Raw genomic sequence first — 13,621 nt, 5'->3', positions numbered from 1 at the left:
GCCCGCCGCTCCTTTCGTGTTCAGGCGCGGCGCGGGATCCCCGGGCGGCCGTCGCGCGGGCGGACTATGCCCGGCTCGTCGAGACCGGGCGCGTCGAAGAACTGCTCCAGCTCGGAGTCGTCGAGCTCGAACCACTCCACCGTCCGCGGAACCTCGAAGGTGTCGGCGGCCTGCTGGTCGCGGTCGGCCGGCGGACGCAGCTCCAGCCGCAGCCGGGGGTAGCGCGGGTCGAACCGCACCGTCTTGAACCCCACCGAACGGTAGAAGTCCGCCGGCACGAGGCACGCGTTGGACTCGCCGCGGGCGTCGCCGAACGTCTCGATCGCGTAGACGCCCCGCCGCGCCACGTCGGCGGCCACGGCCTGGACGAGCTGCCGCCCCAGGCCGGTGCCGGTGTAGGCGGGCCGGACCAGCACCGTCATGAGCAGCGCCGCGTCCGGCGAGACCGGCCCTGACGGGAACTCCACCGCCCGCGGCACGAACTTCGGCGAAGCGAAGGTGACATAGCCGGCGACCACGTCGCCGTCGTAGGCGATCCGGCCGCAGCCGCCCCACTCCAGCAGGGTGTGCGACAGCCAGGCCTCCTTCTCGAGCGCAGGGTCGCCCACCTCCCCCGTGGCCTCCGCGCACAACGGGGAAAGCTCCCAGAACACGCAGGCGCGACACCGTTTCGGCAAGGCGTCGAGGGTGTCGAGCGTGAGGTTGACCAGGCGCCTATGCACCTACCCAGATTACGTCGACCGGGCGTTCATATGGTGGAAAACACGCATGGCCGTCGTTCGCCGTGCTAGTAGGGTAGGTCGATCGGTGTCGCGGACCCGTAGGGTGTGGTGAGCGGCGCCGTCTTTCGGGCGGAGCCCGCGGGCCGCATCGGCCCGGTGATTTCGACGTCGCGACCGACGCCCCACAACCCAAAATCCGTGAGAAACTCTAATTCCAGGCTCGCGGCCCCGGCCGCGGCAGCCGTGCAGGCCCTTGAAGGAGGTCTCCGCGTGTCCGGTACAACACTCGACGATTACACCGGTCGGTACGCATCCCGGGTTCACGGGATGGCACAGTCGGAGATCCGGGCACTCTTCTCGGTCGCCTCGCGCCCCGAAGTCGTCTCCCTCGCCGGAGGGAACCCCTACACCGCCGCGCTCCCGATGGACGACCTCGGCGAGATGTTCACGAGGCTGCTGGCTCAGAGCGGTCCCCAAGCGCTCAGCTACTGCCCCGGTCAGGGCAGCACCGCGCTGCGCGAGACCCTGTGCGGGGTCATGGAGCTGTCGGGCATCACCGCCTCGGCCGACGACCTCGTCCTCACCAACGGCGCCCAGCAGGGCCTCGACCTGCTCGCCCGCACCTTCCTCGACCCCGGGGACATCGTGCTCGCCGAGGGCCCGACGTACGTCGGCGCGCTCGGCGTCTTCCAGGCCGCGCAGGCCGACGTCCGCCACCTGCCGATGGACCGCGACGGACTGGTGCCCGAAGGGCTCGAAGAGGCGCTCGCCGGTCTGCGGCGCGAAGGGCGCGAGGCGAAGTTCCTCTACACCGTCCCGACCTACCAGAACCCCGCCGGCGTCACCCTCTCCGAGGATCGCCGCGAGCGGATCCTGGAGATCGCCGAACGGCACGGCCTGCTCATCATCGAGGACGACCCGTACAGCATGATCTCGTTCGAGGGGGCGCCGCCGGCGCCGCTGCGGGCCCGGGTGGACCGCGGTGTCATCTACCTCGGCACGGTCTCCAAGATCTTCGCCGCCGGGCTCCGGCTCGGCTGGGTGCTCGCTCCACCGGCCGTCCGCGACAAACTGCTCCTGGCCGTCGAGGCATCGATCCTGTGCCCCTCCTCGCTCATCCAGGAGGCGACGCTGCGGTTCTTCACCGAGATGGAGTGGCGCCAGCAGGTCAAGGTCTTCATCACCCTCTACCGCGACCGCCGCGACGCGCTCATGGCCGCGCTGACCGACTTCATGCCCGAGGACACGGGCTGGACGCACCCGGGCGGCGGCCTGTTCGTGTGGGCGACCCTGCCCGAGGGGCTCGACTCCAAGGCCATGCTCCCGCGTGCGTTGCAGGAACGGGTCGCGTACGTGCCGGGCACCGGCTTCTACGCCGACGGGAACGGCCGGCGCCAGATGCGCCTCAACTTCTCGACCCAGTCGGCCGACTCCATCCGCGAAGGGGTGCGGCGCCTGGCCGGGGTGGTCGCCGGCGATATCGAGCTGCGCGACACCTTCGCCGGGGGTGCGGCATGACCGAGAGCGCCGCAGCATCCGACGCCCGCGTCCTCATCCTCGCCGGCGGCATGTCGTACGAGCACGAGATCTCGATGAAGTCGGGCCGCCGCTCCGCCGCTGCACTGCAACGCCAGGGCATGGTGTGCGAGATTCGCGACCTCGACGGCGACCTGCTGCCGAGCCTGCAGGAGTTCCCGCCCGACGTCGTACTGCCGCTGGTACACGGCGCCCCCGGCGAAGACGGCTCCCTGCGCGGCGTGCTGGAGCTGTCGGACATCCCTTTCGTCGGCACCGACGCCTTCGGCGCCCGGCGGGCGTGGAGCAAGGCCACGGCCAAGGACCTGCTCCGGTCGGCCGGCCTGCCGACCGCCGACTGGGCGGTCATGCCCCGCCAGGCGTTCTCCGACTTCGGGGCCCGCAAACTGCTCGACCGCATCGCCGCCAAGATGGGACTGCCGCTGGTCGTCAAGCCGAACTCCGGCGGCTCGGGACTCGGCGTGCACGCCGTCCGCAAGGAGGACGACTTCCCCTCGGCGATGATGGGCTGCTTCTCCTACAGCGACGAGGCGCTCATCGAATCGTTCGTCGAGGGCCGCGACATCGCGGTCGGGGTGATCGACCTCGGCGACGGACCGATCGCTCTGCCGCCGGTGGAGATCACGCCGCTGCACGGCGACTACGACTACGCCGCCCGCTACAACCCGGGGGCCACGCGGTGGACCGTGCCGGCCGACCTCGACGGGGCCACGTCGGCCCGCGTCGCCGAGGTCGCCGTCGGGGTGCATCGGACGCTGGGCCTGCGCGACGTCTCCCGGGTCGACCTCATGGTCGACCGGGCAGGCGACATCCAGGTCCTGGAGGCCAACGTCGCCCCCGGCACCACCGAGACCTCCCTGCTGCCCATGGCGGTCGAGGCCGCGGGCATGGACTTCGGCGAAACGCTTGCGACGATGGTCCGCCGGGCGCTCGCCCGCAGCTAGTCCGACCCGACCGACGTTCGGCCGCCGATGTTTCACGTGAAACATCGGCGGCCGTTTCAGTCGGCGCTGAGCCACGCCGAGATGTACTCCAGGTTCATCTGCCACTCGTACTCGTCGATCGGCGGCAGGACCTCGTCCCACATCGTCATGAACGGTCCCCGCAACTGCAAATAGCCGTGCGGGCGGGCGAGGAACCACATCTGGAGATGGGCCGTACCGTCGCCCCAGCGGTTCACGTGGACCTGCGCGACCGACTCGAGGGAGCGGATGGCCCGTTCCAGGCGGACTGTCAGCACCCCGAGCTCGGCGGCGTGCATGGTCGACAGGTCACCGAGGTCGAGGTGGGCACGCGGCTCCAGGATCACCACCACCGGCAGTCCGCTCGGCTTGGGCGGACTCTTCAGCCGCCAGCGCTCGTCGGTCCACAGGTAGGCGCTGTCGGGCGTGTGGCAGGCAGAGCACTGCTCCTGACGATCGCCTCGGCGCGGCGGCTCGGTGCCCACCGGCTGCTGGAGCGGCTTGAGGCGCAGGTCGCCTTCGAAGGGGAATGCGGGCCAGTCTACGAATGCGGGCAGTGCGGACTGGGCGCCGCCGGGGCGCCGGCCATGTGACCGGTGCTGGTTTGCTTGACCTGACTGGGGACTCGGGCCGGGGGTACTCGCTGATGCCACCCTCGAAAGGTACCGCATGCCCGTGAGTCTGGAAACCGCCGGAATCAACCTCTTGGCGAAGCTTGCGAAGCCTGAAGCGACCGTCACCGTTCGCATCACCCCCGCACCGACTCGAATAGTGCGTATCCCACGCAGATACCCGGATTCGGGTGCGATAGTGACGTGCGCCCATATGGCGGGAAGCCCCTGTCGGCGAGCCGGGGACGTAGGGCAAGCTGGTAGGCGTGCATGCAACAGTGACTGATAGCTCCACGCCAGAGGCGTCGCCCGGAAACGAGGACGACGTCTCAGTCTTGGTGGATCCGCCGGTCACCGCCGCGCTCGTCGATGAACTCAGCCACCTCTGGGTACGGGTTACGAACGCCGGCGGTTCCGTCGGGTTCGTCCCGCCGGTGAGCCTCGACCGGGTTCGCCCTCACACCGTGTCCATTCTCTCGCGAGTGATCGACCAGACTGACACGCTGGTCGCTCTACAGGAAGGAGCCGCCATTGTCGCTTGGTGTGTTCTCACATCAAACGACAGCCCGCCGCGGCAGGGATGGCGCTCGATCCGCCACGTCCAGGTCGACCCGGAACGTCAAGGCAGCGGCATCGGTGGCAAGCTGCTGGCGGCGGTCGATGAAGTGGCTCGCGAGGATCTCAAGCTGGAGGCGCTGAGCCTCAAGGTCCGCTCGGGCACCGGTGCCGACGCCTTCTATCGGCGGCACGGGTTCACCGAGGTCGGTCGCCTGCCGCGCGCGGTGCGAGTGGCCGACGACGATTACCGCGACGACATCATCATGTGGCGGGAACTGTCCTGATCCGCCGGCGAACCGGACCGTCCGCATGACGGCGCGGCGATGACCGCACCGGTCCCGGGAGTTCGAACTTCCAATACGACCGACGATGGGGTGGGGTTCCAGTTGGAACCCCACCCCATCGTCGTCGCGGGGGCCGGCGTCTCGAGACGTTTCACGTGAAACATCAACGCCGAGATCCGCCGACCGGTGCGGGTCGTCGCCGACTGCGGCGACGGTCCCGGCTCGCGGGCCTACTCGACGCCGATCTGCTCGACGATCCGGTCGAGGTCGGACAGGGAGCCGAACTCGATCACGATCTTGCCCTTCTTCCGGCCCCACGTGACGTTGACCTTCGTCTCGAAGTGGTCGGACAGCCGCTCCCGCAGTTCTTCCAGCCCCGGGGCCTTGATCCGGTCCTTCGGCGCCGGTCGGTTGGCCTCCGCCTTCGGCTCCGCGGATTCGGGTGATTCCGATTCCTCCAACCGGCAGGCGGTCACGAGTTCTTCGGTGCTGCGGACCGACAGTCCCTCGCTGATGATCCGCTCGGAGATGTGCTCCTGGGTGTCGTTGTTCTCCAGACCGAGCAGAGCGCGGGCGTGGCCCGCCGTGAGCACGCCGGCGGCCACCTTCGTCTGGACCGTCCCCGGGAGGCTCAGGAGCCGGATCATGTTCGAGATCTGCGGACGGCTCCGACCGATCCGCTTGGCGAGCACTTCCTGCGTCACGTCGAACTCTTCGAGCAACTGCTGATAGGCGGCGGCTTCCTCGAGCGGGTTCAGCTCGACCCGGTGGATGTTCTCCAGCAGCGCTTCCCGAAGCAGCTCCTGATCGGTGGTCTTCCGGATGATCGCCGGAATCGTCTCCCACCCCAGCGCGGTCGCGGCGCGCAGACGCCGCTCGCCCATCACCAGTTCGTAGCGCGCCCCGTGGGCATCGGCCGCCGCCTCGGGGTCGGTCCGCTCGCGCACCGCGATCGGCTGCAGCATCCCCACTTCCGACAGGGACGTCTCCAGTTCGGCCAACTGATCCTCGTCGAAAACCTGCCGCGGCTGCTTCGGGTTGGTGGAAATCTCCTCGACCGGAATCAGGCGGAAACTGGCGCCCGGTACCGGAACCAGTTCCGGTGCGGTCTCGCCCTCGTCCTCCGGCTCGGGCTCCGTTTCACGTGAAACATCGGCGGTCTCCGCCGGCGATGTTTCACGTGAAACGTCGCGCTCGCTCGGCACCGCCTGCTGCGGAGTTCCGTTCGGTTTCTGGGGAGCTTCGTCGATCTCCTCGGCTTCAGTGGTCATGTCCTCGGCCAGGCCCGTCGGGATCAGCGCCCCGAGCCCGCGACCGAGCCCTCCACGTTTCGTCGCCGTCATCGACTAGTTCCCACCCTTCTCGCTCGTTTGACTCTGCCGCCGCGAACTTGATTTCGCGCCCCGGAGGGCGATCTCCTCGGCCGCCTCGAAGTAGCTCGTCGCACCCCGAGATCCAGGATCGTAAGTCATGATCGATTGGCCGTAACCCGGAGCCTCCGAGAGTCGGACGCTGCGCGGCACCACCGAGTCGAGCACGATCTCGTTGAAGTGGCCGCGCACCTCCTGCTCCACCTGATCGGCGAGCTTGGTCCGCTTGTCGTACATGGTCAGCAGAATCGTCGACACCCTCAGGCGCGAGTTCAGGTGCGCCTTGACGAGCTCGATGTTCCGGAGCAACTGGCCGAGCCCTTCGAGCGCGTAGTACTCGCACTGGATCGGAATGAGGACTTCTTCGGCCGCGACGAGCGCGTTGACCGTGAGCAGACCCAGCGAGGGCGGGCAGTCGATGAAGATGTAGTCGACCTCGCCCTCGAAGGCGGCGATGCTCTTCCGGAGCCGCGCTTCACGTGCAACCACGTTGACGAGTTCGACCTCTGCGCCGGCCAGATCGATCGTGGCCGGAACGCAGTAGAGCGAGGGAATGCCTTCGACCCGGTGCGCGACCTCGTGTAGCGGCGCGTTGTCGACGATGGCCTCGTAGACGCTGTTGAGTCCCGCGCCGTGCTCGACGCCGAGCCCGGTGGAGGCGTTGCCCTGCGGGTCCAAGTCGACGACCATGACGCGGTTGCCGTGGAGGGCCAGCGCGACGGCCATGTTGACGGCGCTGGTGGTCTTGCCGACCCCGCCCTTCTGATTGGCCACCGCGATCACTCGCCGATGCGCCGGCCGCGGCATGGAGACGCTTCCGGCCGGATTCAGCACCCGCACGGCCCGCTTCGCCTCCCGAGCCAGCGGGAGGTCGTCTCCGGCCGGATCCGATTGCTGCGGGATCTCCCCGCTGCGTTCTTCCAACCCGGATGCGGCACCGCCTTCGGCGGCGCCCACCTCATAGCCATGGGATTCCCGGATCTCTTCCTGCCGGAAGTCGGCGCCGGAGGCGGCGGCCTCACGCGCGGTGTGACGTCCGGACCTATCCGCTTTCGATGTGGGCTTTCGCATTTCGTCCCGTTCCCCGCTGTGGTTCGGCAGTTCGTTCTTGCCGGGGAGAACCGGGTCCGTCTCGTCGGTCGCGTACTGAGCGCCCGGCCCGGTCTCCTCAGGGAACGATTCTGTCCCAGCGGAGCCGTAGCCCGGTGCTGCGCCACCCGGCGACTCGGAAGTTTCTCGGTACCGCCGCCGAGGAGGGGACTGCTCTTCGCTCACAGCGGCATCGAGGACGTCCTTGATGCGGCGCTCAGCAGGGGTATCGCCGCCAAGGGAGCTCTGTTGTTCACGATCTTCTGGAGGAAGGGGGTCGCGCACATTCACCGCCACAGATTACGGGCCGGATGTTTCACGTGAAACATCGACCCCGTTCTTGAAGAAGCTTACGAGCCATACACTAGCCCAACTCCCAGACCCGTGTACAAGCCAAGCGGACAACGCCGGGTCTCAAAGACCGAACACGTTCGGCCACATGCACTCTGGGATTCAGATGGAAGCAGTCGGCCGCTCGGCCCTTGGACGACATTCAGGGGTGGCCGCCCCGGGTCGTGATCGACCTCAGGGCGATACCGCTAGCGGATCCGAACCGCCCGAACCACGGTCGTCGGCACGGTGAAGGCCGGCTCCCGCAGCTTCGAGGCGCCGCACCGCTCCACCGTCACCTCGCCGCCGCCGGCGGCCCGGATCCGCCCCTCGTCTCGCTCGATTTCCTCCGCGGCGCTTCGGCCCTTGATCGCCAGCATCGCACCGCCCTTGCGCGCCACCGGCAGGCACCAGTCGGCCAACCTGCCCAGCGGGGCAACGGCCCTCGAGACCACCGCGTCCGCCTTCCCCAGCGGCGAAACCTCCTCCGCCCTGGCACGCAGCACTTCCACATTGTCGATCCCCAGCAGCGCCACCACCTCTTCGAGAAAGGTCACCCGCCGCTGCATCGGTTCCACGAGTGTCACCCAGAGGTCCGGGCGCGCCAGCGCCAGCGGGATCCCCGGCAGGCCCGCGCCGGAGCCCACGTCGACCACGTCCGCCTCGGGCTCGATCAGCTCACCGACCACCGCACTGTTCAACACGTGGCGCCCCCACAGGCGCGGCACTTCCCGCGGACCGATCAGCCCGCGTTCGATCCCCGCGGTCCGCAGCAGGCCGACGTAGTCCTCGGCCCGGTCGATCCGCTCTTCATCGTCCCCGAAAACAGAGGCCAATGTTTCACGTGAAACATTGGCCTCTGCGGCTTCGGAGCTCCTCGGCTCCCGACTCATTCGCTTACTCGGGCCGGACCACGACCCGGCGGCGCGGTTCGGCGCCCTCCGACTCGCTCTGCACACCGGCGGTGGCGTTGATGACGTCGTGGACGCACTTGCGCTCGAACGCGCTCATCGGATCCAGCTTGACCGCCTGTTCGCTGTCGATGACCTTCTTCGCCGTCCGCTCGGCCAGGTCGCCCAGCTTCTTGCGACGCCCCGCACGGTATCCGCCGATGTCCAGCATCAGCCGCGAGTGGTCACCGATCTTCCGGTACACCGCCAGCCGGCACAACTCCTGCAGCGATTCGAGGGTCTGCCCCTTGGGGCCGACCAGGTTCCCGAGCTGTTCCCCCACGATCTCGACCTGCGGCCGGTCGCCGACCACGAGCTCGTCGATGTCGCCGTCGAGGTCGAGGATGTCGAGCAGGCCTTCCATGTAGTCGGCGGCCACTTCGCTCTGTTCGAACAGTTCGTCTTCGGAGGCCACCTCGTCCTCCCGCACCGTTGCTCCCATAATTGCTAACTGTGTCCTATCACTAGAAATAGCCTAGTTTTTGCCCCATTATTCGCGACTCTAAACCGCCTACGCGGCCCGCGAGCCGCCCCCCTTGCCCTTCTTCTTCTTGCCCGCCTGCTGGGCGCCGCTGACCTTCTTGGCCCGCGCGATCCGCTCGGCCCGCGATAGGTTCTTGCCCGATCCCGGGCCGGCCGGCTTCTTGGGCGGATTGCTCTTCGGCCGGTCGTTCACCCTGTCAGCGTTCTTCGCGTCGTCGCCGCCCTCGTCCTGCGCGGGCCGCTCCGGCGCTTTCTTGGGCTTCTGCCCGGGCTTGGGCGCCAGCGACTTGCGGCGCTCTTCGGCCTCCCGCTCCTCTTCCAGCATCTTCTCGTGCGCCTTGGTCCCCGGCTTCGGGGGCTTGACCGACGCGTTCTGCTTCGGCGGCGGGTACTTGCGCAGGACGTACTGCTGCTGCGCCAGCGAGAAGAGGTTGTTCACCGTCCAGTAGATGACCACGCCGATCGCGAAGATCGAGCCCGAGAAGATCAGGATCACCGGGATGCCGTACAGCATCACCTTCTGGATCATCCGCTGGTTCGCGTCCTCCGACCAGCCGGTCTTCAGGATCATCTGCCGGGTGGTCAGGAACGTGGTGACGATCATCGCCGCGATCAGCACCACCGCCACCACGCGCACCACGATCGGGTCGGATCCGACCTCGGTGATGTCGGTGGACGGCGAGCTCAGCGAGGACCAGAACGGGGCGCCGAACAGCTTCGCCTCGATGTAGGTGTTCCAGTGCGAATCGGCGCCGTCGTGGTAGCCGGTCCACCCGTACAGGTCCGTGTTCTCCGTCTGGTGCGGATCCGGGCGCCGCAGCACCCAGAACAGGCCCAGGAACACCGGAGCCTGGATCAGGATCGGCAGGCACCCCATCAGCGGGTTCGCCTTCTCCTTGCGGTACAGCTCCATCATCTCGCGCTGGAGCGTCTCGCGGTCGCCCTTGTACCGCTCCTGGAGCGCCTTGATCTCCGGGGCGAGCTTCTGCATCGCCCGCTGGGACCGGATCTGCTTGACGAACAGCGGGAACATGATCACCCGCAGCGTGATCACCAGGCACACGATCGCCAGCACCCACGCCCAATCGGTGGCGAGGGCCTCGGCGCCGTTGAATACGCTGCTCCACAGGTCGTGCCAACGCAGCAGCAGCCACGACACGCCTATGTAGATCCAGTTCAAGCTCACTGACGGACTCCAGTCGTTTCCATGCCGACGCGCGGCTCGCTCATCGACCGGTGCTGCCGTGGCGGAGGCACCGGGTCATGGCCTCCCGGATGGAAGGGGTGGCACCGTCCCAATCGCCGCAGGCTCAACCATAGGCCACGGAAGGCCCCGTGCCGGGACAGCGCCTCGAGGGTATATGCGCTGCAGGAGGGGTAAAAGCGGCACCGGTTCGGCAACGCCGGACTTATCCACCGACGGTACGCGATAATCGGCGCGCGCAGTGTGCGGGTGGTCAGGCGCGAGACCTGCGCGATCATGACGCGTCCCGACCGGCACCGGTCTGAGGCGAGGGCCTGCGGGAGCGGCGTCCTCTGCCGTTCGGGGACCGGCCGCTGCGCGCCGCGGCCACGGCCCCGGCCAGGTCCCGGCTCAGTTGGGAGTAGTCGCGTTCGGCGGCCTTGGGGGTGGCCCGCACCACCACGTCGGTCCCGGGCGGCCAGGTGCGCAGCAGCTCTGCCGCCGCGTGCCGCAGGCGGCGCTTGACGCGGTTGCGCACTACGGCGTTGCCCACCGCCTTGGATACGACAAAACCCGCCCGTGCCGTGGATTGTCCTTCGGCATCGGACGGTTTCGTCGGGCTTTGCGCCTCGCCGCTCGGCGGCGCCCAGTGGACGACCACGCCGCCCCGGGCCGCCCTGCGGCCGCGCTTCAGCGCCACGCTGAAGTCCCGGCTGCGGCGAATGCGCGCCTCGGCTGGCAGCACCTGGATCACGTTCCCCGGGGACGGGCGCCGGCTGAGCGTTGATCGCTCAGACGGTCAGGCTCTTGCGGCCCTTGCGGCGACGGGCGTTGATGATGGCGCGACCGGCACGGGTGCGCATGCGCAGCCGGAAGCCGTGGGTGCGCTTGCGCCGGCGGTTGTTCGGCTGGTAGGTGCGCTTGCTCACGTCGGACTACTCCCATTACGTATCAGTTGGTGTGGCGTCGGCTCCGCGCCGGGCGCGGGACCTGCATGCGAGCACGAGGCCGCGACGCAAAGTTCAGCCTAGCAGGGCTTTCGGGTGCCTTTCGCGGCGCGGAAGGCGGGTGTGGCATGCCCCTCGGGGTTCGAGGGCAACTCGGACATGTTACGCGCCGTTCCAGGGCCGCGGCCACCGCACCCGGTGGCCGCCGGGCCGGTTTCCACAGGGTGAGCAGGGTCGCCACCCGCCTGTGGATAACTTCCCCCGATCGGTGGACGCCTTCGGCGCTCGCCCAACGAAATCACGTGACAATATGACCGTAATCGCAGTTCAGCGGCGCATGACGAGCGATTCGGCGGGGAGCGGGCGATATGCACAGGCCACTTGACCGCCTGTGGATAACCTGTGGAAAACTGCTTAGACGCACCGCGGGCGACCGCGTTGGAAGGTGTGGATCGACGCCGGTGGGGATAACCGCTACGGGCCGCTCGAATACGAAAGTCTAGCGCACGGGAGCACGACGCGTGCGCGGACGCCGATGAGCATGATGAGGGATGGCGAAGGTGACCGACCGAGATCTCGCGGAAGTCTGGTCGGCGGTGACAGCCGAACTGACGGAGGCGTCGGTGCTGACCCGCCAACAGCAGGCGTGGATGAGGCTGACCCAGCCGGTCGTGGCGGTGAACGGCACGTTCATCATCGCCGCGCCGAACAAGTTCGCGCGGGCCGCGTTCGAATCGAAGCTGCGCGACCCGATCAGCGAATCGCTGTCCCGACGCTTGAGCCAGCCGACGCAGATCGCGGTCACCATGCAGGACAACTCCGGAGAGGCCCCGGCCGACCTGCCGGTTCCGGCCCCGGCGGCCACCCCGCCGCCCCGCGACGACGGCGACGCCACGCTGGTGTTCGAGATGCCCAAGATCGATGCGACGCCGCAACCGGGGCCGGGCGAGGACGGTGCCGAGAACGGCCCCCCGAGCCTGTTCGACACCGACGCCTTCCGCGTCGCCGAGCGCGGGCGGTCCGAGCCCGACCGGCCCGCCGACGAGTCCGAGCGCCCCGGCATTCCGCACCAGCAGCAGCGCCCCGAGGACGACGACTCCGAGGACGAGGACCGGTCGGCCGAGCCCGGCGGTTCGCCTCCGGTGCCGCCGCCGCCCTCGTCCGACCCGGATCCGGATCGGCGCGGCGGCGTGTCGAAGCCGGCGAAGCAGCCGGCGACCAGCTCAAACGGTGTCGACGGGATCGGGCGGCTCAATCCCCGCTACAACTTCGACACCTTCGTCATCGGCTCGTCCAACCGCTTCGCGCACGCGGCGGCGTTCGCGGTGGCCGAGGCTCCGGCGAAGGCCTACAACCCGCTGTTCATCTACGGCGGGTCCGGGCTGGGCAAGACCCACCTGCTGCACGCGGTCGGGCACTACGCCTACGACCTCGGCACGGCCCTGTCGGTGCGGTACGTGACCACCGAGGAGTTCACCAACGACTTCATCAACTCGCTGTCGGACCGCCGGCAGCAGGCGTTCCAGCGCCGCTACCGCGATGTGGACATCCTGCTCATCGACGACATCCAGTTCCTGATGGACCGCGAACGGACCCAGGAGGAGTTCTTCCACACCTTCAACGCGCTGCACAACGCGAACAAGCAGCTCGTGATCTCTTCCGACCGCTCGCCCAAGCAGCTCCAGACCCTCGAGGACCGGCTCCGCACCCGCTTCGAGTGGGGCCTGCTGGCCGACATCCAGCCGCCGGACCTGGAGACGCGCATCGCGATCCTGCGGAAGAAGGCGGTCCAGGACGGGCTCAACATCCCCACCGACGCGGTCGAGTTCATCGCCTCGCAGATCCACCAGTCGATCCGCGAGCTGGAGGGCGCGCTCATCCGGGTGGCCGCCTACGCGAGCCTCAACCGCAAGCCGGTCGACCTCGGACTGGCCGAGGAGGTGCTGCACGACTTCATCCCCGAGGGCGGCCAGACCCCGGAGGTCACGGTCGACCAGATCATGCAGTCCACCGCCGACTACTTCGGCGTCCAGGTCTCCGACCTCAAGGGCAACTCCCGCTCGCGGGTGCTGGTCAACGCCCGCCAGGTGGCGATGTACCTGTGCCGGGAGCTGACCGACCTGTCGCTGCCGCGCATCGGGCAGGCGTTCGGCGGCCGCGACCACACCACGGTCATGCACGCCAACAAGAAGATCCGCAAGCAGATGGCCGAGCGGAGGGCGCTGTACAACCAGATCGCCGAATTGACGAACCGTTTGAAACACACCGACGAATGAGCCCCCTGTGGACAAAGCTGTGGACAACCTGTGGAAAAAGCCGGATTTCTGTGGAAAGGCTGTGGACGGAGTGTGGAAAACCGTCGGAGCCATGAATTAAGCTCGCGTTTTCCCTGTGTACAAACTTGTGGAGAAGTTGTGGAAAAGCTGTGGAAACTGCTGTGGACGAGATGTGGAAAACTCGGCACATGGCGCGGCCTGTGGATAAACTGCCGATTCATCCACAGGTTCTCCACATCCCGTCCACAGGCCGATATCGACACCTAGCAGGGGAAAGACCGGTTTTCCACAGTATCCACAACAGCGACGACGACGACGAT

The 13,621-nt window shown here is 68.0% G+C and carries 13 protein-coding genes and 1 pseudogene; 4 read left to right on the top strand and 10 right to left on the bottom strand.

The window, feature by feature from the left end:
* Positions 1-20: 20 nt before the first annotated feature.
* A complete protein-coding gene (locus CUT39_RS06785; RefSeq protein ID WP_100445202.1) occupies positions 21-722 on the bottom strand; it encodes a GNAT family N-acetyltransferase in 702 nt (233 codons plus the stop codon).
* 270 nt (positions 723-992) lie between these two features.
* Between CUT39_RS06785 and CUT39_RS06780 the strand changes: the two genes are divergently transcribed.
* On the top strand, positions 993-2,240 hold the full coding sequence (locus tag CUT39_RS06780) for an aminotransferase-like domain-containing protein (protein WP_100445201.1): 1,248 nt from the start codon (positions 993-995) through the stop codon (positions 2,238-2,240).
* A complete protein-coding gene (locus CUT39_RS06775) occupies positions 2,237-3,202 on the top strand; it encodes a D-alanine--D-alanine ligase family protein (RefSeq protein ID WP_100445200.1) in 966 nt (321 codons plus the stop codon). The genes CUT39_RS06780 and CUT39_RS06775 overlap by 4 nt, the downstream gene beginning before the upstream one ends.
* Before the next feature lie 65 nt (positions 3,203-3,267).
* Here the strand turns inward: CUT39_RS06775 and CUT39_RS06770 are convergent.
* A pseudogene (locus CUT39_RS06770) lies at positions 3,268-3,777 on the bottom strand (hypothetical protein); the annotation flags it as partial.
* A 332-nt stretch (positions 3,778-4,109) separates the two neighbouring features.
* On the opposite strand from CUT39_RS06770, the gene CUT39_RS06765 reads away from it, so the two are divergent.
* A complete protein-coding gene (locus CUT39_RS06765; protein ID WP_157930520.1) occupies positions 4,110-4,673 on the top strand; it encodes a GNAT family N-acetyltransferase in 564 nt (187 codons plus the stop codon).
* A 230-nt stretch (positions 4,674-4,903) separates the two neighbouring features.
* Here CUT39_RS06765 and CUT39_RS06760 read toward each other — a convergent pair whose 3' ends face one another.
* The 8 genes from CUT39_RS06760 to rpmH all read right to left on the bottom strand — a co-directional run bounded on the left by CUT39_RS06760 (position 4,904) and on the right by rpmH (position 11,007).
* Positions 4,904-6,016 (bottom strand): ParB/RepB/Spo0J family partition protein, encoded by a 1,113-nt coding sequence (locus CUT39_RS06760; protein ID WP_100445198.1) that lies wholly within the window; start codon positions 6,014-6,016, stop codon positions 4,904-4,906.
* A 3-nt stretch (positions 6,017-6,019) separates the two neighbouring features.
* Entirely contained in the window at positions 6,020-7,114 is a 1,095-nt protein-coding gene (locus CUT39_RS21560) for a ParA family protein (protein WP_100445197.1), read from the bottom strand.
* A 557-nt stretch (positions 7,115-7,671) separates the two neighbouring features.
* Positions 7,672-8,355 carry a 16S rRNA (guanine(527)-N(7))-methyltransferase RsmG gene (gene rsmG, locus CUT39_RS06750; RefSeq protein WP_100445196.1) on the bottom strand — a complete coding sequence of 228 codons (684 nt, stop codon included), beginning with the start codon at positions 8,353-8,355 and terminating at the stop codon, positions 7,672-7,674.
* A 4-nt stretch (positions 8,356-8,359) separates the two neighbouring features.
* Entirely contained in the window at positions 8,360-8,854 is a 495-nt protein-coding gene (locus CUT39_RS06745; protein WP_100445195.1) for a Jag family protein, read from the bottom strand.
* Positions 8,855-8,923: 69 nt separating this feature from the next.
* Positions 8,924-10,081 (bottom strand): membrane protein insertase YidC, encoded by a 1,158-nt coding sequence (gene yidC, locus CUT39_RS06740; RefSeq protein WP_100445194.1) that lies wholly within the window; start codon positions 10,079-10,081, stop codon positions 8,924-8,926.
* Positions 10,078-10,377, bottom strand: a complete 300-nt coding sequence (gene yidD, locus CUT39_RS06735; RefSeq protein WP_100445193.1) for a membrane protein insertion efficiency factor YidD — start codon at positions 10,375-10,377, stop codon at positions 10,078-10,080. The genes yidC and yidD overlap by 4 nt, the downstream gene beginning before the upstream one ends.
* The gene (gene rnpA / locus CUT39_RS06730) at positions 10,374-10,823 is read right to left on the bottom strand and encodes a ribonuclease P protein component (protein ID WP_100445361.1); all 450 of its coding nucleotides are present in this window, start codon (positions 10,821-10,823) and stop codon (positions 10,374-10,376) included. Before rnpA ends, yidD begins: the two co-directional genes overlap by 4 nt.
* A gap of 46 nt (positions 10,824-10,869) precedes the next feature.
* On the bottom strand, positions 10,870-11,007 hold the full coding sequence (gene rpmH / locus CUT39_RS06725; RefSeq protein ID WP_100445192.1) for a 50S ribosomal protein L34: 138 nt from the start codon (positions 11,005-11,007) through the stop codon (positions 10,870-10,872).
* Positions 11,008-11,585: 578 nt separating this feature from the next.
* Between rpmH and dnaA the strand changes: the two genes are divergently transcribed.
* Positions 11,586-13,301 carry a chromosomal replication initiator protein DnaA gene (gene dnaA / locus CUT39_RS06720; protein ID WP_269799148.1) on the top strand — a complete coding sequence of 572 codons (1,716 nt, stop codon included), beginning with the start codon at positions 11,586-11,588 and terminating at the stop codon, positions 13,299-13,301.
* Positions 13,302-13,621 lie beyond the last annotated feature (320 nt).

Origin of the sequence: Glycomyces xiaoerkulensis (assembly GCF_002798405.1) — a bacterium.
Taxonomy (GTDB): domain Bacteria; phylum Actinomycetota; class Actinomycetes; order Mycobacteriales; family Micromonosporaceae; genus Glycomyces; species Glycomyces xiaoerkulensis.
Note: the sequence above shows the minus strand (reverse complement) of the source record. Positions and strands in the feature narration are given on the sequence as shown.